We start from the raw sequence: 23,284 nt of genomic DNA, 5'->3' as shown, positions 1-23,284 counted from the left end.
ACAAGTTGCGGCAAAACGGGGCAGGTTCGAGCATCTCGCCGGTCACGAGTCGAACTCTTGACAGAAGGATTGGTCTGGACCAACGTATTGTCATGTCCCCACAGAGACGATCAGCACGGCTCTGGTCAGGAGCCGTCACCGCCGCCCTCACGCTCTCCTTCCTGAGCGCGGGCCAGGCGTCCGCAGCGGACGTCAACAACGCCCGGAACCCGGGTTTCGAGTCCGGCCTGAGCAACTGGACCTGTTCCGCGGGCAGCGGTACGACGGTCAGCTCCCCGGTCCACGGCGGCTCGGCCGCCCTCCAAGCGACACCGGCCGGCCAGGACGACGCCCAGTGCGGCCAGACGGTGGCCGTGAAGCCCGGATCCACGTACACGCTGAGCGCCTGGGTGCGGGGCGGGTACGCCTTCCTGGGCGTGACGGGCACCGGCACGACGGACGTGTCCACCTGGACGCCGGACACCTCCTCCTGGACCCAGCTGTCGACGAGCTTCACCACCGGGGCGTCCACGACGTCCGTGACGGTGTACACGCACGGCTGGTACGGACAGGCGGCCTACTACACGGACGACGTGTCGGTCTACGGCCCCGACGGCGGCGGCGGTGGCTCCACCCCCACGGTCCCGTCCACGCCCGGCGGTCTGGCCGTCAGCGGTACGACGTCCTCGTCGGTGTCCCTGGGCTGGAACGCGGTGTCGGGCGCGACCGGGTACAACGTCTACCGGGACGGCACGAAGGTCACGGCGGTGACGGGGGCGTCGGCCACGGTGACGGGCCTCTCGGCGTCCACGTCGTACTCCTTCCAGGTCACGGCGACGAACTCGGCCGGTGAGTCGGGGAAGTCGGCGGCGGTGACCGGGACGACCGCCGCTTCGTCCGGGGGCGGGGGCGGCACCGCCCTGCCCAAGCACGCGGTCACCGGGTACTGGCAGAACTTCGACAACGGGGCGACGGTCCAACGGATCTCCGCCGTCTCCGCCCAGTACGACATCATCGCGGTGGCGTTCGCGGATGCGACGTCGACGCCGGGTGCGGTCACCTTCAACCTGGACTCGGCGGGCCTCGGCGGCTACACCGTCGACCAGTTCAAGGCGGACATCAAGGCCAAGCAGGCCGCGGGCAAGAAGGTGATCATCTCGATCGGCGGCCAGAACGGCACGGTGTCGGTGAGTGACTCCACGTCCGCGACGAACTTCGCCAACTCGGTGTACACGCTGATGCAGACATACGGCTTCGACGGGGTCGACATCGACCTGGAGAACGGCGTCAACGCCACCTACATGTCCCAGGCGCTCAGGTCACTGTCCTCGAAGGCGGGCTCCTCCCTCGTCATCACCATGGCCCCGCAGACGATCGACATGCAGTCGACGTCCAACGCGTACTTCCAGACCGCGCTGAACGTGAAGGACATCCTCACGGTGGTCAACATGCAGTACTACAACAGCGGTTCGATGCTGGGCTGCGACGGCAAGGTGTACAGCCAGGGTTCGGTGGACTTCCTGACGGCCCTGGCCTGCATCCAGCTGCAGGGCGGACTCGCCCCCTCCCAGGTGGGGCTCGGGGTACCGGCCTCCCCCAGCGCCGCCGGCAGCGGGTACGTGTCACCGACCGTGGTGAACAACGCCCTCGACTGCCTCACGGCCGGCACCCACTGCGGCTCCTTCAAGCCGTCGAAGACCTATCCCGACCTACGGGGCGCGATGACGTGGTCGACGAACTGGGACGCGGCGGCCGGAAGCGCGTGGTCGGGGGCGGTGGGGCCGCATGTGCACGGGCTGGCGTGAGCGTCAGGTCCTGCGCAGGACGCGCCCCGCACCGGCCGCGACGGTGGTCGCCAGCAGCCAGCCGGTTCCGATGAGGACGATGCCCACCCACTGCATGACCCCGGAGGGCTCGTACGCCCGCTCCTGGCCCAGATCGACCAGCGGCAGCAGCAGATCCAGGGTGTAGATGACCGGTTGGAAGCGCGGATACGGGCCACCGCCCACGGGCCCCGGGGGCCGGGCCGCGAAGAGTGTGGAGCCGACGAGCAGCAGGCACACCAGCAGCCATACGGCCCGCAGTGGGCGGTACCCGTAGCCGACCGTCGCGTCCTGGAGCAGGCTCCAGAGCCTGGCGGGGAGCGCGAGGGCCGGCCGCAGGCTGCGCTGCTTCGCGACGAGCACGGTGCGTGCGGCGGCGTCCCAGCCGTGGCGCTGGTAGACGAGGGCGAGTTGTTCGTAGGGCTGGGGCGAGAAGCCGTCCGGGTCCCGCCCCAGCCAGGGCAGGCGTTCCTCAGCGTGCAGGGTGGGGCGGAGGAGGTCGTAGACGGTGCCGTCGAGGATCAGGGAGGCGGGCCAGGTCGCGGGGTCGTCCCGGAGCAACACCGCCTTGGTGCGGCTGAGGTCGACGCTGCCCTTGGGGGCCTCTCGGAATTGAAGGTCCAGCGCGGCAGCCGTCGTGGCGCGGCAGACGAGGGCTTCTTCGGCGGCTCCGGAGTCCAGGACCGCGCCTCTGAAGGACAGGTAGCTGTGGATGGTGGCATCACTGATGGCGACCCTTCCGTGTGCGGTGAAGCCACGGCCGAGGTGCGCGACACCACCGACATTGATGCCGTTGGCGCTCAAGGCACTCGCGCTGTCGTCGGGGGCTGTCAGTTCGGCGGCGGCAAGCTGGAGCGATCCGCCGATCCGGGCGTCGCACAGATCGATGGTGCCGTGCGCGGTCAGCCCGCCCTGGCCGTCGAGGTCGCCGCCTATGTGGACACGCCCCGCGCTGAGCGCCGTACCCGAAGGGTGGCTCAGGCGGGCGCCCCTGAGGACGACGCTGCCGCGGACCGATGTGTCCGCGAGGGTGATCGGGCCGTCGACGACGAGTCCCCGCTCGGCCTGGATGTCACCGCCTATCTGCGCGCAGCCCAGATGGAGCGCGTACTCGCCCACGTCCGGGCCCGGACCGGTGAGGGTGGCGTCCAGCAGCTCCACCGTCGCTCCGATCGAGGCCCCGCAGAGGTTGACCATGCCCGAGCAGGAGAAGCCGCGGCCCAGGTAGAGGCCGCCGCCGACCGTGAGTTCGGACATCTGGAGGGCGCCGGTGGGGCCGCTGATCGTCGCTTCCCGCAGTATGAGGGCGTCCTGCACCCGGGCGTTGTTCAGATGGACGGCTCCCGCGCAGTCCAGACCCGTCGCCGACAGTGATTCGTCCACGGCGACGGACTGGGCGACGACAGCGGCTTCCCCGGGCGCGGGACGGACCGTGGTGCCGTCCAGGGACAGATGGGTGCCCACGCCGAGGGAACGCAGGTCGAGGGTGCCCTCGACCGTGCAGCGGGTGACCTTGAACTCCTGGGCGGTACGGGCACTGTGCGCACGCAGCCCGGGCAGCCGGCACTCGTCGAGTTCGAGGGCCTCCAACCGCGCGCCCTCCAGCCGCGGCACCTCGTCGAAGCGGCACCGCCGCAGCCGTACGGCCCCTCGTACGACGGCCTCGGACAGGTCCAGCTCGCCCAGGACGCGCACGCCCCGCAGCCGGAGCCTGGCCAGTTGGCCGGGGCGCGGCGGTGGCGCGGCCAGCAGCAGCCGGCGCACGGCCTCCCCGCGCACCTCCGGCACGCCCTCGCACCATTCGCCGAGCCGGTACGCCTCCCACATACGGGCTTCGCCCGCGTCCCAACCGGCCGGTGGCCCGTCCTCGTCCAGCACCCGAGTCTCCCTCGCTCTACGGTGAAACATTTCCCCGCTCTCACCGCATCAATGAAGTGAGAGTGGCAGGCAGCGGCGACAGGGGGAGTACCGATGAGACAGGCGCGGGCGGACGAGTACGCGGAGTTCGCCGCGGTGCGTGCCGGGCATCTGTACCGGGCCGCCTGTCTGCTGACCGCCGGTGACACGCATCTGGCCGAGGATCTGGTGCAGGAGACCCTCGGGCGGCTGTACATCAGCTGGGGGCGGGTGTCGCGGGTCGGGAACCCGGCGGGTTACGCGCAGACCGTGCTCGCGCGTACCTTTCTCGCCCATCAGCGCAGGAGAAGCAGCAGCGAGCGCGCCACGGCCGAGCTTCCCGACCGGCCCGACGAGCATGCCGGCCATGACACACCGCTCCGGCTGACCCTGCTGGAGGCGCTCGGCCGGCTGCCCGCCAAGGACCGGGCCGTGGTCGTGCTGCGCTACTGGGAGGACCGGTCCATCGAGGAGACCGCGCAGGTCATGAACGCCAGTTCCGCCGCCGTGCGGACGCGGTGCGTCCGTGCGCTGGGGCGGCTGCGGGAACTGCTCGGCGAGGACCTCGGCGAGTACGCCCACTCCTGAACTCCCCCACCGCACAACACCCCTGAACACCCCCACCCACAACACCCCTGATCCTCCTTCCTTCGTGAAACGGTGGTCCGTCATGCCCGTCGAAGAGCACAGCGACACCTACGACCCCTTCGAGGAGCGGCTCTCCTTCGGTCTGCGCGAGACCAGCGCCGCGTTCGACACCGACCGCGCCGCCCTCGTCACCGCCGGCGCCCTCAGGGGCCGGCGACGGCTGCTGCGACGGCGGGCCGCCGTCGTGGGCGGGGCCGCGTCCCTCGCGCTGGTCGGCGTGGGCGGGGCCCTGCTGCTGCCCGGCGCGGCCGGGACGCCGGGCCGGGACGGGGCCTCGGTCGGCGCCGGCCGGCCGTCCGCCACCGGCGCCCCCGCCCCCGTCTCCGGCCGACAGCTCGTCCGGACGCTCGAAAAGCTGCTCCCCGAGGGCAAGTTCAGCCAGGCCGAGGGCCGCGGCACGGACGAGGCGACCTCCCCGTACGCCCATCTGGTCTTCGACGACGGCAGGGGCCCGGCGGCGATCGGGGTCAGTCTCGGGTGGATCCGGCCCGGGAGCGACGAGGCGCGCGGGGCGACCCAGTGCCCGGGCAAGGTCTATGTGCAGTACGACGCCTGTGGCACGACCCGGCTGGCGGACGGCTCGGTGGTCATGGTGTTGCAGGGGTACGAGTATCCGGACCGGCGGGTGGACACCAAGTGGTGGACCGCCGAGCTCGTCACCCCGGAGGGCAAGCACGTCAGCGTGAGCGAGTGGAACTCCGCGAGCGAGAAGGACTCGCCGATCAGTCGGCCCGAACCTCCGCTCTCCGCCGCCCAGTTGCGGAAGCTGGCCGCCGAGGGCGTCTGGCGGGACGTCATCGACGCGGTTCCGCAGGACACCGGCGGGCCCGGCGGGCAGCCCAGCCCGACCGTCAGCGTGCCCGCCGTACCGGTCGCGCCGACGCTCAAGTCCCTTCTGCCGAAGGGGAGGAAGTTCACCTTCTCCGACGACAGCGGTTCCGCCACCGACTTCGGCTACGTCGTCCTCGACGACGGCAGGGGCAAGAGCCTCGTCCAGGTCAATGTGCAGTCGAACATGTCGGACGTACGCGGCGAGCTCTTCGACGCGACGTCCGAGACCCTGCCCGACGGAACGCAGGTCGCCGTGCACCAGGGCCCCGGCGAGAAGGGCGGCGCGGGTGTGGTGATGTGGACCGTCGACACCATGCGGCGCGACGGGAAGCGGGTGGTGATCAGCGCCTTCAACTCCGGGGCCCAGAACACCGCCGCCACCCGCACCACCCCGGCCCTGACCATCGCCGAGCTGAGGGCGATCGCCCTCAGCCCCCGGTGGTGGCAGTGACACCCCGGCTTCGGCCGCCCGGTGACTGGGCACGCCCCGGGCGGCCGGGCCGGCGGGGCGTCACGGCTGTCGCCGACCACAGCCGTGCGCCCCGCAGGTACCGAGCTCGAACCACACCGTCTTGCCCGGCCCGTCCTGTCGGCAGCCCCAGCGCCGGGCGAGCGCGTCCACCAGGAACATCCCCCGCCCGCTCTCCTCGGCCCCGGCGGCCGCGTCCCGCACCCGCGGCTCACGGCGCCCGGTGTCGCTGACCTCGCAGCGCAGCACCCCGTGCGCCGCGAAGAGCGCGAGCCTGAACCGGCCCGAGGCGTGCCGCACCGCGTTGGTCACCAGCTCGCTGACCAGCAGCACCGCCGTGTCCGCGAGGTCGCCGTCCCGGTCCGTGAGCCCCCAGCTCTCCAGCTGTCTGCGCACCTCCGCGCGGGCCTCGCGGACACTGGTGGGACGGGGGTCGTACTCGACGCTCAAGTATCCGGCCCCCATGGGCGGTTGGGGGTACTCGGAGAGTTGCAGCATGGGTAGAGGATGACCGCCCCGCGGGCGCCGCACACGGGGAGGACTACCCGAATCCATACCTGTGTGCCGGGGCGTCCGCCTACCCGCGTATGCGTCCGGGGCTATCCGTACTGCAGCCGTACGGTCGCTCCGTGGTCGTCGTCGCGGATGTCCACGTAGGCGCACACCTGGCGGGCGAACCACAGCCCCTGTTCGGGTTCCAGTTCCGCCGCGGGCGGCGGGACGAAGCCGGCCAGCGGGTCGGCGACCCGGGCGGTGGTGCGCAGTTCGCACACGCAGGACGGCGCCTCGCCCCACAGCCGCGCGGAGGTGACCTGGCCGAGGGTGGCCGTCGCCGCGACGACCGACTCGGCGAACAGCTCCGCGTCCACGCGGCTCAGCCCGCGGTCCATGGCCTCGGCGCGCACGGCGTCCGCGTACGGCTCCCGCAGCTGCTCCGCGTCCGGCGCCGGCAGTGCCAGCGGTACGGCGTCCAGTTCGGCGGCGAGCCGGACCGGGTCCTCGTAGACACCCGAGCCGGGGTGGGCGCGGCGGGCGGCCGCGACGACGCACTCTCCGGCGGTGCGGGTGTCGTAGGCGCACAGGGCCGTCGTCGCCATCGGGGCGAAGAGGAGGTTGGCGAGGGCCTCGTAGCGGATCCACTCGGCGGTCTCGCGGGCGGAGCGTCCGGCGCGGCCGTCCCAGACGGGTTCCATGAGGAGGTGGATACGGCCGCCGGGTCCGGCGTTCCCGGCCAGGTAACCGGCGCCCTGGGCGACGGCGTTGGCGGCCGAGCCGGTGTACCAGTCGGTGTGCTCGATGAACGCGATCTCCTTGGCGTCGCTGCCGAGGGCGTCGCGCAGCAGGTCCAGCTTCTCGGGGGCGGCGATGGCGACGGGCGGGGGTTCGCCGGGCGCGCCGAGTCCTTCCGCGAGGAAGGGCAGGGCGGCGGCGACGAACTCGTCGTCCGCGCCGAAGACCGCCATGCGGTGGTCGAAGGGGGACAGTTCGGACGGTTCCGCGGTCATGGTTCTCCTCCGTGGCAGGGGGTGGGGTCGTTCCGTGCCGGATCAGCTCTGGGCCGCCACCCAGGCGGCGATCTGGCTGCGGTTGCTGAAGCCGAGCTTGCCGAGGATGCGTTCCACATGGCCTTCGGCGGTGCGGCGGGCGATGACGAGACGGTCGGCGATCTGCTGGTTGGCGAGCCCCTGGGCGACGAGCTGGGCGACCTCGGACTCGCGGCGGGTGAGGTGGATGCCGGGGGTCCGGGGCGACTCGCGCCGCCCGGCGGGCCGTCGACCGGTGTCCGGGGTGTCGTCCACCGCGTATCCGACGGTCCCGTCGAGTCCCAGTGCGCCCCCGCGTGCGTACGCCCGCTCGAAGGCGGCCGCTCCGACGGCTCGGCGGGCACGGGTCTCGCTGTCGCGTCGGGTCGCGCCGAGCTCCTCGGAGCCCCAGCGGTCACGGTCCACGTCGGCCCAGACCCGGTCGGCGCCGCCGAGCAGGACGGCGGCGCGTTCATGGGCGCCGCGCCGGGCGGCGGTCTGGGCGAGGAGGTCGAGGGTGAGGCCGATGCCGATGACGTCGCGGACGGCGAGCTTGCGGCGCAGGGCGTCCCGGGCGTGCGACTCGGCCCCGTCCCAGTCGCCCCGGACGCTGTGGGCGAGGGCGAGCATCCGCAGGACGTAGGAGAGGACCCATTCCTCGCCGTGTTCCTCGCACAGCCGCCGGGTCTCGGCGCAGACGGCGACGGCTTCCTCGGGCCGGCCCAGGAAGCTCAGGGCGCAGGCGAGTTCGACCCGGTCGAGGCCGTGCAGGCTGAGGTGCTGGCCCGGGACGGGGCCGCGGGCGACGGTGGCGCGGAAGTGCTCCAGGGCGCCCAGGACGTCGTTGTCGAACAGGCGCAGCACGCCGATGACGTACTCGGCGTGCGCGGCCTCGGCCTCGTCGCCGAGGGAGCGGGCCAGGTCGCGGGCCTCCTCGGCGCGCAGGCGGCCGGAGGTGAGGTCTTCCTGGGAGCCGGCGAGGAGGCCGGCGATCCACAGGGCACGGGCGCGTTCACGGGTGGGCTCGGGGCAGGCGGTCAGGGCGCGTTCGAGCCAGTAGCGGCCCTCGCGGGGCGCGCCGCAGGCATGCCAGTGGAACCACAGGGTGCCCGCGAGGCGCAGGGCGGCGAGTGCCTCGCCGGGAGTGGTGAGGCCGTGGTCGAGGGCGGCGCGCAGGTTGTCCTGGTCGGCGCGGAGGCGGGCGACGATCTCGGGCTGGCCCGGCCCGAACCAGGCGCGTTCGCATTCGGTGGCCCGGCGCTGCATCCAGTCCCGCTGCCGGCGCCGGGCGGCGGCCTCCTCGCCGGGAAGCCGCCGCAGCCGGTCGAGGCCGTAGTGCCGGAGGGTGTCGAGAAGCCGGAACCGCACCCCGTCCGGCCCCTGTTCCCGCCCGAACACGGACTTGTCGACCAGCCCGGCGACGGCCTCCAGTACCTCGTGCGACCGCACCCTCCCCCAGCCTCCGGCCGGGGGGACCCCCATCTCGCTCGGCTCGTCGTCCGCGCACACCGCCTCGGCGGTCGCCGTGTCGAAGCCGCCGGCCAGGACCGAGGCCCGCGCCCACACCAACTGCTCCTGCTCGGTGCAGAGTTCATGGCTCCAGTCGACGGCCGCGCGCAGGGTCTGGTGGCGGGGCAGGGCGGCGGTGGAACCGGCGGTGAGGAGGCGGTAGCGGTCGTCGAGGCGTTCCAGGAGCTCGTCGACGCCGAGGACGCGCATCCGGACGGCGGCCAGTTCGATGGCGAGCGGCAGTCCGTCGAGGCGGCGGCAGAGCCGGGCGACGGAGGCACGGTTGGCGTCGGTGAGCCGGAAGCCGGGGACGACGGCGGCGGCCCGGTCGGCGAAGAGGGCGAGGGCGGGGTAGTCCTCGGCGTCGGTGAGTGTCTGCCCGCCGTCCGGGCTCCGCGGGCAGACACTCAGGTCGCCGTCCGGGTCGGGCACGGGCAACGGTCGTACGTCCATGAGGTGTTCCTCGGTCAGGCCGAGCCGATGGCGGCTGGTGGCGAGGACGCGGATGCCGGTGGTGCCGCGCAGCAGGGCGGCGGCCAGGTCGGCGCAGGCCTGCAGCAGGTGCTCGCAGTTGTCGAGGACGAGGAGGAGGCGCCGGTCGCGGACCTGCTCGACCAGGGCGGCCAGCGGGGGCCGGCTGGAGTGGTCGTAGAGGCCGAGGGCGTCGGCGGCGGCGACCGGGACGAGCGCCGGGTCGTGCAGCCCGGCGAGTTGCACCAGTCGCACCCCGTCGGGGAAGCCGCGCTCGACCCGGGCCGCGATCCGTGCGGCCAGCCGTGTCTTGCCGACGCCGCCCGGACCGGTCAGTGTGACCAGCCGCGCCCGCGCGAGCAGTTCGCGGCCCTCGGCCTGTTCGCCGCGCCGATCGACGAAACTGGTCGTCTCGACCGGCAGTCGACGGTCCCGTCGCGGCGCTGATCCGCCCATGATCAGCCTCCCGTTGAAACGGAATCTCACTCTCCTCCGGATTCGGCATATATGCACGTTCCGCTCACACGAGCGAGTGCACTTTCCCGGAGGCGGGTGCGGGGCCAAGGGGCGCGCGTACACTGCGCGGCCGGATTTCACGGGCGTCGGACCGTCACCCCTTGACGCACTCTTGACCTGTCCATGCCATTCACTGACGATGGGCGACACCCGCACACGCACCCGTACGTCGCACGAACAACCCCCCAACTCCCTCAGGAGACTTCATGCGACTTCGCATACGAGGCCGGGGCACCCGCGGCGGCAGACGCACCGCCGCCCTCGCCGCCCTGCTCGCCCTGGCCCTCGCGGCGCCCCTGTCCGCGAACGCCGACAGCGCGCGCCCCTCCGCCCCCTCCGCCGACGACATCCGCCAGTACGAGATCCACGTCGACCACAACACCCCGGTCACCCGCACCGCCATCGCCGCGGCGGGCGTCACCGTGGACGAGGCCGACGAGGAGACGGTGGTCGTCTCCGGACGGGCGGCGCAGATCAAGCGGCTGCGCCAACAGGGCTACGACGTCTCCCTGTTGGGCTCGGCACCGGACAGATCGGCCGGCTCGGACGACGTACGCCTCTACGACTTCCCCACGGCCGACTCCACGTACCACAACTACGCCGAGGCCAACGCGGAGATCGACCAGCGACTGGCCGCCTACCCGGGCATCATGAGCAGGCGGGTGATCGGCAAGTCGTACCAGGGCCGGGACATCGTGGCCATCAAGGTCAGCGACAACGTGGCCACGGACGAGAACGAGCCGGAGGTCCTCTTCACCTTCCACCAGCACGCGCGCGAGCATCTGACGGTGGAGATGGCGCTGTACCTGCTGCGGGAGCTGGGCGCGGGCTACGGCAGCGACTCCCGGGTCACCAACCTGGTGAACAACCGTGAGATCTGGATCGTGCCCGACCTCAACCCGGACGGCGGGGAGTACGACATCGCCACCGGCTCCTACCGGTCCTGGCGCAAGAACCGCCAGCCCAACTCCGGCTCCTCCAACGTCGGTACGGACCTCAACCGCAACTGGAACTTCAAGTGGGGCTGCTGCGGCGGCTCTTCGGGCTCCACCTCCTCCGAGACCTACCGTGGCCCGGCCGCCGAGTCCGCGCCCGAGGTGAAGGCGGTCGCCGACTTCGTCCGCAGCCGGGTGGTGGGCGGTGTCCAGCAGATCAAGGCGGGCATCGACTTCCACACGTACAGCGAGCTGGTGCTGTGGCCGTTCGGGTACACGTACTCGGACACGACGACCGGCATGACGGTCGACGACTACAACGCCTTCAGGACGGTCGGCCAGAAGATGGCGGCCAGCAACGGCTACACCGCCGAGCAGTCGAGCGACCTGTACATCACCGACGGGTCGATCGACGACTACCTCTGGGGCACCCAGAAGATCTTCGGCTACACCTTCGAGATGTACCCGACATCGAGCGCCGGGGGCGGTTTCTACCCGCCCGACGAGGTGATCGAACGGGAGACGTCACGCAACCGGGACGCGGTGCTCCAGCTGCTGGAGAACGCGGACTGTATGTACCGGTCCATCGGCAAGGAGGCGCAGTACTGCCCCTAGGCGGTGGAGGCGTCGGCCGCGTCCTCGGCGACCGGCTCCCCGTCCTCGAAGTACGTGTCGAGGACCGTGTCCAGCTGCCCCTCCCACTCCGTGAAGCGGGCACGGGAGTCGGCCTCGATCTCGATCGGGTACCAGCGGCGGTCGGGGGTGTGGACCGTGACGGTGAACCGCTTGCCGAAACGGGGGGTCTCCGTCTCGACGGCGCCGACCTCGTCCCAGCGGAACTCGCACTCCTGGTCGTCGAGGGCCAGACGTACGCCCTTGTGGTCGGCGACGATCTTCGCGCGGCGGTCGGCGGCCTCGAAGACGGGGCCGTCGGGGACCTCCTCCCCTGCCGCCTCGGAGCCCGCGTCGGCGTCGGTCTCGGCGTCGGTTTCGGCGTCGACGGCTCCGAGATTCTTGGCGTCCTCGATCTCCTCGACGCTCTCGACGTTCGCGTCCTCGGACTCCGCCTCGGCCGGCTTGGCGTCCGCCGGGTCCTCGGCCGCGGGTGCGGTGATCCCGGGAATGAAGGCCGGGTCGAAACCGGCGCCCTTCACGGGCTCGCCCTTCAGGGGCTGGCTGCTCGAACCTATGCGCTGCTCCACAGCGGGAAGTATGGCGGACGAAGCTGTGCCTTGGGGCTCCGGGGGCGGGAGAGACCCACGGGAAGACCCCATTCGTCCATGAAACTCATTCATCCGCGAACACGATGCGCCGGGCCGGACCCGTGTTGCCCTGTGCCGGCGCCATCGCCGAACGTCCGGCCGGCACCGCGCGTTCGCGGCCCCAGGCGCGGATCTCCTCGATCTGCTCCGGGTTGACCCGGCTGAGCGGCACGGTGTTGGCGAAGGCGTCGAGCAGGAACGACGGCTTGAGGCGGTCCGCGCCGCCGCAGCGGTACGCCTCCTCGCCGACGTCGTGCAGCGTGGACTCGAGGTCGGACCCCGCGAAGCCGTCGGAGAGGTCGACCAGGCGGGACACCTGGTCCGGGTCGGGGGCCGTCTTCAGATAGCGCTGGTAGTAGAGCTCGATGATCTCCCGGCGGTCGTCGGGGTCGGGCAGGTCCACGAAGAAGAGCTCGTCGAAACGGCCCTTGCGCAGCAGCTCGGGCGGCAGGCTGCGGATGTCGTTGGCGGTGGCCACGACGAAGGCGCGGGAGCGGGATTCCTGGAGCCAGAACAGGAACTGACCGATGATCCGCTGCGGTACGCCGGAGCTGTCGTCCTTGCCGGCGAGGCCCTTCTCGATCTCGTCGATCCACAGGATGCAGGGCGCCACCCGGTCCGCCATCGCCAGCGCCTCCCGGAAACGGCCCTCCGACTCGCCGAGGTACTTGCCGTGGATGCTGGCCATGTCGAGCCGGTAGAGCGGAAGCCGCCACTCATGGGCGATGGCCTTCGCGGAGAGGGACTTGCCGCAGCCGGGCACGCCCACGAGCAGGACTCCGCGGGGCGGGCGCAGGGCGGTGTCGCGCAGGTCGGCGTGGAGGATGTCGTGCTTGCGGCGCAGCCACTCGCGCAGGCTGCTGAGACCGCCCACGGTGTAGTCGCTCTCCTTGAGCTGGACCCGCTCCAGACCGGTGAGGTCGCTGAAGATACGGTCCTTGGCCTGGGCGAGGCCCAGGACGTCGCCTCTGAGGATGGAGCCCTTGGCGGCGATGGTCGCCATCAGGTTGATGCACTCGGCCTCGGTGACCCCGCTGAGGAACTCGGCGGCGCGGCGCGCGTCGTTCTCGTCCCACTCGATGGGGATGTGGCCCTGGTGGTCGCGGAGGAAGCCGGCGAGGATGCCGTACATCTCGTCGGTGTCGGGCAGGTCCAGGTGCAGGCTCATGCCGAGGCGCTGCAGACCGCTCCAGATGGGGGCGTCGGTGATCAGGACGATGCTGCCGGAGTTGTTGTCGGCGAGCCGGGCCAGTTCGGCGATGTGCCGGGTGACGGGGGTGTCGTCCTCGAGGTGGTCGGGGTCGACGAGGACGACGGTGGCGTTGGGCCGGCTGCCGAACTGGGCGGCGGCGAAGTCCATCGCGCCGGTCAGCGAACGGTCGTCCTGCACCGGGGCGTTGGTCCTGAGGTCGCGCAGACCGGTGGCGCGGGTGTAGATCCAGAACGGCATGCTGCTGCGGCGCGGCTGCGTGGCGGCCTCCCGCAGCAGCCGCAGCGCGCGCTGCTGCTCGATGGTCCGCATGCCGATGACGGGCACCCGGGCGGAGATGTAACTGTCGAGATGAGCCAGGCTTTCGGTGTAGTTCGACATACGGGCCTTCGGGTGGGTGGGCGGAGGATGGGCGGACCCCGGTGGGGCGGCGGTGTCGGTGGTTGTCGGGCGGGAGCGGGGATGGGAGCCGTGTTCCGGACCGGGGTCAGTCCGTGATCACCCTGCGGCGCGGGGTCGTGGACGGGGCGATGGACCAGGGGTCGGGGGGCTGGGTGGGGGGCCGGGACGGTGGGGTGGTGAGGAGTGCCGTGAGGGCGTTGTCGCGCAGGGTGCGGCGGCGGGCCTCGATCCAGCGGGGGTCGGAGCCACCGGCCGCGAGCCGGTCCAGGGAGCGTTCCAGCTGGTCGTGCAGGTCCCTGATCTGACCGTCGACCAGCTCGGTGAACCGGGTGCGCAGCGACTCCGGCAGCCCCGGGTGCCCGGCGAGCGCGCGGACCGCCCGCAGGCCTTCCCGGGCCTGGGTCAGCGTGCGGCCCGCCGAGAACTCGTCCTGCGCCGCCTCCATCGCCCTGACGAGCCGTTCGGCCCAGGCGCGGAGGCGTGCGTCGAGGGCCCCGCCGAGATGGAGGACGAGCCGCTCCCAGGTCTCGCCCGGGAAGTGCTCCTGGACGAGCGCCGGCAGCGCCCAGGGGTCGACGGCCTCCTCGGCGCTCCACCGGCGCAGGAACTCCACCCAGGTCTCGTACTGCCCTCCGTGCCCCCAGTACACGCTCACCCGGTACCGCCGGGCCGGCGTACGAGGGTCTCGCCGGGCGGCAGCGGCTCCCAGGCGGGAAGCCCCTCGACGACCTTCCGCACCCGGCTGGTGACCCGCTCCCCGACAGGCTGCCGGCTGGCTCCCCAGGGCGTGGCGCCCGCGCCACCACCCCAGTCCGGCACACCCCCTCCGGCAGCGGATCCCCCCGCGCCCGCCCCGGGAGTCGCGGGCGCGGGAGCACCCGCCGGCACGGGCCCGGCCGCCGCCGGCACGGGCCCGGTCCCCGCGGGCGGCACCGCCCCGGCAAAGGCCCGTCCGCCGTCCGCAGGCGTCTGACCTCCCGACCACGGGCCGGCGGCGGAGGCCGCACCCTGCACGGGCACCGCCGCCGGCCCGACCCCCGGCCCGGGCGCCGGGGCGGGCACCTGGTCCGCCGGTGTGTCCTGGGACGTCGTCGACCACTGGGGGTCCCCCGGAGGTCTGCGCGGTGGCGGCGGCGTCGGGGTGTGGGGGCTGTAGCCGTCGGTGGTCATGAGGTGCCCTCCTCCTTCGGTACCGTGCGGCCCTCGAAGGGGGAGCCGCCCCGGGTGGCGGTGGCCAGGGACTGGATGAGTTGGCGGCAGCGCGGCTCCACGGCCTCGGCGCCGCGCAACTTGGCGTTCCAGTCGGTCAGTTCGGCGGAGGCCGCACGCAGATGATGGAGGGACTCCAGCTTGGCGGCCTCGAGGATCTGGCGGGCGTTCTCCTGGTGCCGGGCCGCCGTCTGGGCCTCGTTGCGCAGGATCAGCCCCCACACACCGCCGACCACCCCGGCCGCGACCAGCGCGAACCCGAAGTTGAACGAGCCGACGATGATGAGGATGGCCGCCACGACCAGCGCCAGCGGCATCGCCTTCTTCGACCAGTGATACGCGAACGAGGCGATGAAGGGCTGCATGTGCTGGTCCCAGTGCGCGGCCAGCGACCGCTCCAGGTCGGCCAGTGCCTGAGTGAACGAGCCCGTCCACGGCGGCAGTTGGAACGTCGAGGAGGCCACCGTGTACGAGGTCCCGTAGCGGGCCTGGACATCCTGCGGCACCGCGGCCCGGTAGTCGCGGGTGAACTGGGCGTGCGCCTGAAGGAACCACTCCTGGCAGGCGGCCACGGCCAGCCGCTGGGTGGCGGGCGAGGTGCCGATCGCCGACGGGTTGAGCGCCGCCGTCGTCTGGACGGTCAGATAGTCGAGGGTCCCGTCGTACGACGCCGCGTCCGCCTCCGCCGCCCGGCGCGCCTCGTCCACGTCGCCGCCGCTGTCGATGACCGCCTGGTTGAAGGCGAGTTCGCGGCGCAGCGGCAGCTCCTCGTCGTCGTACTCGGTGACGAGCCGGTCGAGGATGTTGTCGACCGCGTCCTCCAGCCGCTCCGAGGGCTGGAACTCCCGCTCCATGATCGCCTGGTACTTCTCCAGCACCGCCTCGTGCGCGCGGGCCCGCCGCAGCACCGAGTCGAGCTGCGGCCACTGCGGGCTGACCTGCACCAGGCGCGGGAACTCGGCGGCCGCGGAGGGCCGGGTGAGGGAGTCGACCTCCTCGCGCCAGCGGGCGATCTGCCGCTGCTGGGTGTCCGCGCTGTCCATGAGCTGCTCGCGCCAGCCGGCCAGCGTGCCGTTGAGGAGTTCGCGTCCGGCGAGCCCGAAGGCGCCCTGGGCGATGGCCTCCAGGATGACCGCGAACGACCGGCCGAGCGCCGTCGGGTCCTGTGCGATCAGGTAGTGCCGCAGCCAGCGGACCGCCGCGTCCGGGCGGTTCTGGCGGCGCAGGACCAGCGCGAAGAACAGGGAGGTGCGGTCCGGGGAGCGCCGGAAGGCCTCCTGCACGGCCTTCTCGCACAGCTCGCGGTCGTCGTCCGACCAGCAGGCCAGCGCGACCAGGGCGGGCGCCAGCCAGTAGCGGGGTGTCTGGAGCATCAGCTGTTCGCTGACGCTCTGCACGGTCTCCGGGGAGACCAGTCCCAGGTCGAACGCCTGGAGCAGACCCGTCGCGCTGTGCCGTACGACGTTGTAGTGCCCGTACTCGTGGTCGATCTGGTCCTGGAGCACGCCGACGCGCGTCTGGGACATCTGCATCTCGTGCGCGAGCCGGCTGGCGTTGACGTACTCCAGGAACTGGGCGCGCAGCTGCTGGAGTTCGATGTGGGTCTGCTGCTGGTTGGACTGGACGGTCGCGACCTGGCCGGACACGGAGCCCACCTGTTCCGCGAGCTGGACCACGAGGTTGTTGACCTGCTGCACTCTCTGGCGAAGGACGTAGTCCACGTCGGCCATACGGTTTCTCCGATCACAGGGTTCTTTGCAGAGAGGTCTTGCGGGCGTGCTCGACCGGCCGACGGACCGGCGGGACGTCAGGAGCACGCCCGGGGCGTCAGGGACGTACGACCGTCCCGTCGTCGAGGACCGGCAGCAGCAGGCCGCCGGTGTAGACCTCGACGAAGGCGTAGCCGCCGGAGCGCACCAGCGTCCGGGCGTCCGCGAACGGGGCGGGCACCTGGTCGGCGGGGGTGAAGTGCCGGAGGATCACCTCGAAGAGGTTCAGCTGGTGGTCGACGTAGGGCGGGCCGAGGTAGCAGCGGGCGAAGAGGCCGAGCGGGATCTCGCCGTAACTCGCCTGGTACTCCTGGCCGATCCACTCGGCCAGCTGCCGGCGCGCGTTCTCGTCGAGGCCCGCGTCCAGGCGGGCCACCGCCTCACGCAGGACCTTGGGGCGCGGTGTGAGGCGTTCGCGGCGCAGAGGGGCCGCGGGGCCCGGGGCGCCGGTGACGCGGCGCTGTCCGGCGCCGGTGGTCAGACCCTGCTGTCCCGGACCGGCGTCCGGTCGCACGATGCGTCGAGGCCGCTCGAACTGGCCCATGTCTCCCCCGAGTTGGATCATCCCCGCGTGTTGCGCGAGGTTGGTGCGCGGTGACGTTGAGTCAATAGTGCTGTTTCGGCGGCCGCTTGGCAGCAGAACGGCCGATATCGGTCCAGGACCCGCCCCATTGGCGCCCAGTTCGGCCACATCACGGGGCCGCCGGGGGTGGCAGACTGCCCGGCATGGGGTCGATCCACGCGTTCATGGCGGGCGTCAACGACTATCCGCCGTCCGTCGCCGGGCCGCTCGGGGGCTGTGTCAACGACGTGACCGAGGCCGAACGGCTGCTGAGGGAGCGGACGGGGGGCGCCGCGCGGGTGCGGACGGTACTGGACCGCGCGGCGACCGTCACGGCGGTCGAGGACGGGATCCGGTCGTTCCTGGGGTCCGCCGTCTCCGGGGACACGGCGCTGTTCTGGTTCTCGGGGCACGGCACCGAGCAGACCGCCACGGGCGCGGACCTGCTGATCGAGGCGACGGGCCGCAACCAGGCGCTGGTGTGCGCGGACGGACCGCTCTTCGACAAGCGGCTCGGCGCGCTGCTCGACGAGGTGGCGGCGCGCGGGGTGACCGTGGTGGCGGTGCTGGACTGCTGCTACTCCGGGGGCGCGAGCCGGGACGGCGATCCGCACCTGACCGCACGGTTCACGCCACCCCGGCCGCGGTGGCGCCCCGGCCGGGACGCGGTGCCGTCCGGCCGGCCCGCGCGCCATCTGCTGCTGGCCGCGAGCAGACTGGACCAGCTGTCGTACGAGGGCTGGTTCGACGGGAGTCCGCACGGTGTGTTCACCCACGCGCTGCTCGGCGCGGCGCGGGCGGCGGGCCCGGACGCCACGTACCGGCAGCTGCTGGCGGCGGCGGACGCGCGGGTACGGCGCTGCGGCGGCCGGCAGCAGCCGGTGCTGTTCCCGGACGCGCCGGGCGTCGCCGATCTGCCGTTCCTGGCGGGCGCGGTCGCGGGCGAGGCCGGTGAACTCCTGCTGCGCCGCGGGCCGCACGGCTGGGAGGTGGACTGCGGCACCGGGCACGGGCTGCCGGACGGCGCGGGCGCCGGGGGCACGGAGTTCGCCGTGGTGGGCGAGGGGCCCGGGGCGGGCGCCGTGGTGCGGGCGCGGGTGGTCCGGGCCGACCGGTCGCTGGTCGACCCGGTGGGCTGGGAGCCGGACGAGGAGCGGGTGTACCCCGTGGCGGTGACCGCACTGGCCTCCGCCCCCGCGACGGTGAGCGTCGAGGGCCCGGGCGGGCGGCTGCGGGAGGCGATCGCGTCGTACGGCCCCGGCGGCGGCCCCGCTCCCCTGCTCAGGGTCACCGAGGAGCCCGAGCGGCAGGGCGACCCGCACTTCCGGGTGATCGTGGCGGACGGCACGGCACGGGTGGTGGGCCGCGACGGCACGGACTTCGTACCGCCGCTGCCGCTCGCCGGGGCGTCGGCCCCCGCCGAGGAGGCCGATGCGCGCCGGGTCGTCGGCTGTCTGAGCCATCTCGCGCGCTGGCACCGGCTGCGGGAGCTCACCTCGCGGCCCTCGGTGCTGGACAACCAGGTGCGGGTGGAGATCGTGCCGTGGGACACCCCGGACGGGCCCGCGCTGCTGCCGGACGGCAGAGGCGAGATCGTGTGCGCCTACGCGCCCGGGGACGGCTACGGGCCGCGCGAGCCGTGGGTCTCCATCCGGCTGCACAACCGCTCCCCGCGTCCGCTGTGGTGCGTCCTGCTGGACCTCACCGACAGCTACGCGAGCGACCCGGTGCTGTACCCGGGTCACTTCATCGGGCCCGGCCGCACCGGGTACGCCCTGGACGGGGAACCGGTCCGGCTCTACCTGCCCGAGACACGGCCTCTGGTGCCGGGCGCGGAGGTCCGGGACTGGCTGAAACTGATCGTCGCGGAGGGCGAGCTGAACACGGTGCCTTTCCGGATGCGGGCCTGGGATCCGGCGGCGCGGACGGACCGCGGGGCGGAGGCCGCCGAGGACGACGGCGTCCTGCGGTTCGGTGCCGGCGGCGGTCCGTCCGGTCCGTCCGGTGCGCGCGAGGCCGGGCGGGTGCCGCAGGGCGCCGGGCCCTCTCGCTGGTCGACGCGGACGATCGCCCTGCGGACCGTGGTACCCCCGGGCGTCTACTGACCGAGGTGGGTGAAGCCCGCCCAGGCGCTGAGGTCGTCGGGGTCGATGTGCCGTACCCGCGCGGCCAGGGCGTCCGGCAGTTCGGCGAGTGGTTCGCGGTCGGGGTCCAGCATCCACAGCTGGGCCCGCCGCAGCGCCCGCGCCGGCGGCTCGCCCTCGGTGCGCAGGAAGTGGTGGGTCAGGAACATCAGGACCGAGGTCGCGTCGTCCGGCACCGGCCACAGCGAGCCGACGACGGACCGCGCTCCGGCCACCAGGAACGCGGTCGCAAGACTGTAGGCCTCGTTGTACCCGCGTCCCGACACATGGCTGCGGCACGCGGCGAGCAGCACCAGCCCCAGCCGCCCCCGGCCCGCCCCGCCGACCGCCTCGGTGAGCTCCTCGGCCGCCAACTCGCCGCCGTGCAGGGACAGATGGGCGGTACGACGGGCATCGTGCGCGATCGACGCATGACAGGCGAGATGGAGTACGGCGCCCTCCTCGACGCCGGTGACATCGGTCAGCCACGTCAGCACCTCCTGGGGCGTCCCGGGCCCGTCCGCCCGCCCGCTCGCCCTGCGACCCAAGAAACGGCCCCGGGGGTAGAAGGCCCGCTGCACCGCGTCCGCCTCCTCGCCGGCGTAGCTGAGGTCTCCCGTCGGATTGCCGACGACCAGCGCGGCACCGGAGTGGGTCACGGCCGGGCGGGCGGCCACGTCGACCAGCAGCCGGGCGGAGGCGGCGTAGGAGATCTCGGCCTCCTGGAGCGCGTACCGGCGTCTCCCGTCGGGCGCCGCTCCCCACGCGGCGTGCCAGGGCACGAGGCTGAGCGTGTCCATCGGTACGAACACCAGGCGCGGGGCACGGCCACTGGCGGTCGCGAACATGTCGAGCAACGGCCGCGCCCCCGCATACCAGGCCCACCCGCACAACCGCTCGAGCCCCTCCCGCAACGACCCCCCACCGTGCGGAACGGGGACAGCCACGGGCCCGAGATCCCGCCCACCGACCGGAGCCCCGCGACCCGCCACCTCCGGATCACCTCGGTTCGTGGTCGGGGTCGCGGTGGTGCGGGCGTACTCGCGCAGGGGGGCCGCGTTGGCCGCGAGGAGGGGGAGGGGGACCGGGTGGACGGTGCCGGTGGAGGTGACGACGACGGCGGTGCCGGGGGTCTCGTCGGTGGCCGGGACCAGGTAGACGAGGGCGTCCTTGCGCAGGGTGCGCAGGGCGGCGGCGATCTCGTCGGGGGACGGGGGGTCGAGGAGGCGGTCCTGGACGGAGTCCGCGGCGGTGAGGGCGGCGAGAACGCGGCGGCGCAGGCTGCTCGGGACGGTCACGGGGGCGCGGAGCGAGGAGAGCGGGTCGCCCGGTGAGGTGCCGAGGCCCGCCGCGTGCCACTCCTCGGCGAGGCCGTCGTGACCTGCCGCGACCAGCCGTTCGGGGACCGTGCGCGAGGTGGTGGCGGCGTGCAGGACGAGTCCGCGGCAGGCGTCGAGGGCGCGTACGGCCTCCTCGGGGGCGCCGTCGCGCAGACACCACCCGGCCACCTCGAACGCGGTGTCGGTCGCCTCCCGCACGGCCTGCGCCGCGTGTTCGGTGCCGGACTGCATGAGCGCGGCCCAGGCGTGGCCGCGCAGCGCGTCGAGCCCCGTGCGGCGGCCCACGGCCCGGTCGTCGCGGCGCAGTTCACCACGGGTGCGCAGGGCGCGGCCGAGGGCGAGTCCGGTGGCGGCGTAGAGCCGGTGCTCGGGTCCGCCGGCCGTCTCCAGCGCGGCCTCCAGATAGGCGATGCCCTTGGCGAGGTGGCGGGCGCGGACGGACGGCAGCCGTTGCTGCATCTCGCCGAGGGCGCAGTGGCCGCTGCCGAGGCAGTGGGCGTAGCGGAGCCGGGCGTCGCTGCCCTCGTCGACCAGGTCGTGGGCCTCCTTGAGCAGTTCCATGGCCTCGGCGAGCAGCTCGACGTCCCGCGCTTCCATGGCCCGCAGGAAGCGGGTGATGCCGTTGTCCCCGAGGACCCAGGCCCGGTGGTCGCGGGGCAGTTGCCTGGCCGCCCGGCGCAGCCGTGCTCCGGAGGGGCGGCCGGTGAGCGGTGGGGCGGGCGGGGCGCCCAGGGTGCGGGCGAGGTTGTCGCGGGCGGAGCGGGCGTTCTCCAGGTGCGTCCACAGCTCGATGCGGGCCGGGTCGTCGGGGTCGAGGTCGCCGTGGGTGGCGTGGAGTCGTCCGATGTGCTGGTCGGCGGCGGCCAGGTCGCCGCGCCGGATCGCGGCCTGGGCGTCCAGGCCCGCCTGCTGGGCGGCCAGCAACTCGCGCAGGTGCGGGGTCAGCTGCGGGCTGTCGCGCATGGACTGCCACATCTGCCCGGCGCTCTCCAGGTCGTCGGCGGCGCCCGAGGTCTGTCCGCGGTGCATGGTGGCGGCGAACCGGGCCAGGTCGATGCCGTGGCCGAGCCGCTCGTCGCCGCCGATCGCGTCGGCGCGCGCGAGATGGTCGAGGACGGCGTCCATGCCCCGGCCGGAGCCGGCGAGTTCGTCGCGCAGCCGGGCCTGGGCGACCACGGCGTGGGCCTTGTGCTGCCACTCGGGGTCGTCCTGCTTGTGGGAGAGGACGCAGTCGATGAGCTCGTCCTTCTGCTCGGCGGTGATGTGGGTGCCGTGCGGGTCGAAGAACATGGAGAGCGAGAGCAGGTTGAGGGCGAAGTACGCCCGGTCGGCGTGCTCTTCGAAGGCGCGGTAGCGCGCGAAGCCGCGGTCGAAGCCCTCCGCCAGCCGGCCGAGCCCGCCCATGCCCTTGTAGATTCCGGGGAATTCCTCGCTGGTGTCGCTGAAGTCCAGAAAGCCGCGGCCCTCCCCGAGCTCGGTCAGCACGGCGAGGTACGCCTCCCGCATGTCGTCCGGGCGCCGGCCGTCGGCCTCCAGGGTGATCCCGTGGGCGTCCTCCAGGGTGTAGTGGGCCCAGCCGTGCATCATCCGGGCCAGTTGGCGCAGCTGTTCGTCGAACTCCTCGTCGTCGAGGACGACTTGTGTGGTCTCGGCGACGTCCCGCAGCCGCTGCGGGTCGGGGTCCTCGCGGTAGCGGCTCTGCTGGGAGACGCCGAGGAAGAAGGCGGTGGCGGTGATCTCGCCGTCCCGTTCCGGCACCCAGTCGTCGACGGCCTTGCGGATCAGGGCGATCGCCCGGTCCTGGCGGGCGGCGTCCCCGTGGACGCCGCCGCGTTCGAACAGCAGCCGCCCGAAGAGGTCGAGATACACCGGTGGGAGCCGGTCGACGTCGTCCGGATCGGCCAGCAGCCCGGCGAGTTCCACCTCGGCCGCCGCGGCCTGCGCGTGGTCCTTCCAGTGGATCCAGATCAGGGCCCGTACGAACGCGGAGCGGATCTCGGCCTCCCAGACCCAGGCGGGCGGCTCCCCGGCCGTCTGCCGTGCGTCGAGGAGGGCGGTGCCGAACTCCTCGCGGGCCAGCTCCAGTTGCTCCCGGTCGCGGGTCAGCCTGCCGTGCGCCATGAGGGCCGCGCCCCGGCTGAAGCGAAACACCTGCTGGTCGGGGCCGGGCGGCGCGGCCGCCAGCGCGGCCCCGTAGTGCCGGGCCGCGGCCTCGGCGTCGGCGGCCTCGGCGCACAGCTCGGCGCGCTCCAGACGCAGATACCCCCGGGACACGTCGAGTTCCAGGGCGTCCTCGCTGCCCGGCTCCACGTCCTCGGCCGCGTCCGCGTACCGCCGCAGCGCCTCGTCGAGCAGCTCCAGACGGCGCTCGGCGGGTCCCTCGCAGTCCATGTAGCGCTGCTTGGCGCAGGGCGCGAGCAGCTGCCGGGCGAGCTCGCGCACGAGGTCGTAGGCGCCGTCCGCGGTGGGCAGCCCGGTGACACCCTCACGGAGCAGCACCCAGATCTCGTCCATGAGTTCGGGGCTCGGCTCGGTGTCGTACCGGAAGGCGCGGACATGGGCGTACAGGATGCGCCAGGCCGCCCAGTCGCCGTCGTCGCCCGGGGTGCGGAAGGCGAGGGCGAACGCCTCCTCGGCGAGCCTCAGGTCCTCCTCGTCGCGCTCCAGCATCAGGAGGCGGTAGCTGAGTTCGCCGGCCGTGCCGCACAGGGCGGGCGCCTCGGGGTGGCCGGAGGCGGTCCGGGCGAGGGTGTCGAGGATCTCGTCGCGCTCGGCGCGGAGGTCTGCGGTGGTCGCGTCGGTCACGG

General features: G+C 73.0%; 16 protein-coding genes. 5 read left to right on the top strand and 11 right to left on the bottom strand.

Annotation, left to right across the window (positions count from 1 at the left end; all coding sequences use genetic code 11):
- The first annotated feature begins 92 nt into the window (after positions 1 to 92).
- Entirely contained in the window at positions 93 to 1,784 is a 1,692-nt protein-coding gene (locus ABZT17_RS12525; protein ID WP_356347273.1) for a glycoside hydrolase family 18 protein, read from the top strand.
- A gap of 3 nt (positions 1,785 to 1,787) precedes the next feature.
- Here ABZT17_RS12525 and ABZT17_RS12520 read toward each other — a convergent pair whose 3' ends face one another.
- A complete protein-coding gene (locus ABZT17_RS12520; protein WP_356347271.1) occupies positions 1,788 to 3,680 on the bottom strand; it encodes a hypothetical protein in 1,893 nt (630 codons plus the stop codon).
- A gap of 93 nt (positions 3,681 to 3,773) precedes the next feature.
- Between ABZT17_RS12520 and ABZT17_RS12515 the strand changes: the two genes are divergently transcribed.
- Positions 3,774 to 4,286 carry a SigE family RNA polymerase sigma factor gene (locus ABZT17_RS12515; RefSeq protein WP_356347268.1) on the top strand — a complete coding sequence of 171 codons (513 nt, stop codon included), beginning with the start codon at positions 3,774 to 3,776 and terminating at the stop codon, positions 4,284 to 4,286.
- Positions 4,287 to 4,368: 82 nt separating this feature from the next.
- Complete coding sequence (locus ABZT17_RS12510; protein WP_356347266.1) at positions 4,369 to 5,628, top strand: hypothetical protein; 1,260 nt, start codon at positions 4,369 to 4,371, stop codon at positions 5,626 to 5,628.
- Between the two features lie 60 nt (positions 5,629 to 5,688).
- Here the strand turns inward: ABZT17_RS12510 and ABZT17_RS12505 are convergent, their stop codons facing one another.
- The 3 genes from ABZT17_RS12505 to ABZT17_RS12495 form a co-directional block, all read right to left on the bottom strand.
- A complete protein-coding gene (locus tag ABZT17_RS12505; protein WP_356347264.1) occupies positions 5,689 to 6,144 on the bottom strand; it encodes an ATP-binding protein in 456 nt (151 codons plus the stop codon).
- 101 nt (positions 6,145 to 6,245) lie between these two features.
- A complete protein-coding gene (locus ABZT17_RS12500; RefSeq protein WP_356347262.1) occupies positions 6,246 to 7,151 on the bottom strand; it encodes an MEDS domain-containing protein in 906 nt (301 codons plus the stop codon).
- Between the two features lie 42 nt (positions 7,152 to 7,193).
- Positions 7,194 to 9,605: a LuxR C-terminal-related transcriptional regulator gene (locus tag ABZT17_RS12495; RefSeq protein ID WP_356347260.1), complete on the bottom strand. Its 2,412-nt coding sequence runs from the start codon at positions 9,603 to 9,605 to the stop codon at positions 7,194 to 7,196.
- Positions 9,606 to 9,871: 266 nt separating this feature from the next.
- Between ABZT17_RS12495 and ABZT17_RS12490 the strand changes: the two genes are divergently transcribed.
- A complete protein-coding gene (locus ABZT17_RS12490) occupies positions 9,872 to 11,215 on the top strand; it encodes a M14 family metallopeptidase (protein WP_356347258.1) in 1,344 nt (447 codons plus the stop codon).
- Here the strand turns inward: ABZT17_RS12490 and ABZT17_RS12485 are convergent.
- From ABZT17_RS12485 to ABZT17_RS12460, 6 genes are all read right to left on the bottom strand, one after another.
- Positions 11,212 to 11,802: a hypothetical protein gene (locus ABZT17_RS12485; RefSeq protein WP_356347256.1), complete on the bottom strand. Its 591-nt coding sequence runs from the start codon at positions 11,800 to 11,802 to the stop codon at positions 11,212 to 11,214. The two genes, ABZT17_RS12490 and ABZT17_RS12485, sit on opposite strands and share 4 nt — an antisense overlap.
- An 85-nt stretch (positions 11,803 to 11,887) precedes the next feature.
- Complete coding sequence (locus tag ABZT17_RS12480; RefSeq protein WP_356347254.1) at positions 11,888 to 13,453, bottom strand: AAA family ATPase; 1,566 nt, start codon at positions 13,451 to 13,453, stop codon at positions 11,888 to 11,890.
- A 106-nt stretch (positions 13,454 to 13,559) separates the two neighbouring features.
- The gene (locus tag ABZT17_RS12475) at positions 13,560 to 14,123 is read right to left on the bottom strand and encodes a hypothetical protein (protein WP_356347252.1); all 564 of its coding nucleotides are present in this window, start codon (positions 14,121 to 14,123) and stop codon (positions 13,560 to 13,562) included.
- Positions 14,124 to 14,125: 2 nt separating this feature from the next.
- Positions 14,126 to 14,644, bottom strand: a complete 519-nt coding sequence (locus ABZT17_RS12470) for a hypothetical protein (RefSeq protein ID WP_356347250.1) — start codon at positions 14,642 to 14,644, stop codon at positions 14,126 to 14,128.
- Entirely contained in the window at positions 14,641 to 16,413 is a 1,773-nt protein-coding gene (locus ABZT17_RS12465; RefSeq protein ID WP_356347248.1) for a hypothetical protein, read from the bottom strand. Before ABZT17_RS12465 ends, ABZT17_RS12470 begins: the two co-directional genes overlap by 4 nt.
- A 97-nt stretch (positions 16,414 to 16,510) precedes the next feature.
- A complete protein-coding gene (locus ABZT17_RS12460) occupies positions 16,511 to 16,996 on the bottom strand; it encodes a hypothetical protein (protein ID WP_356347246.1) in 486 nt (161 codons plus the stop codon).
- Positions 16,997 to 17,178: 182 nt separating this feature from the next.
- On the opposite strand from ABZT17_RS12460, the gene ABZT17_RS12455 reads away from it, so the two are divergent.
- On the top strand, positions 17,179 to 19,119 hold the full coding sequence (locus tag ABZT17_RS12455; protein WP_356347244.1) for a caspase family protein: 1,941 nt from the start codon (positions 17,179 to 17,181) through the stop codon (positions 19,117 to 19,119).
- Here ABZT17_RS12455 and ABZT17_RS12450 read toward each other — a convergent pair.
- Positions 19,113 to 23,282: a CHAT domain-containing protein gene (locus tag ABZT17_RS12450; protein WP_356347242.1), complete on the bottom strand. Its 4,170-nt coding sequence runs from the start codon at positions 23,280 to 23,282 to the stop codon at positions 19,113 to 19,115. The genes ABZT17_RS12455 and ABZT17_RS12450 overlap by 7 nt on opposite strands.
- Positions 23,283 to 23,284 lie beyond the last annotated feature (2 nt).

It is taken from the genome of Streptomyces sp. NPDC005648 (genome assembly GCF_040605395.1).
GTDB lineage: Bacteria > Actinomycetota > Actinomycetes > Streptomycetales > Streptomycetaceae > Streptomyces.
This window is presented reverse-complemented; position numbering and strand designations above follow the sequence as displayed.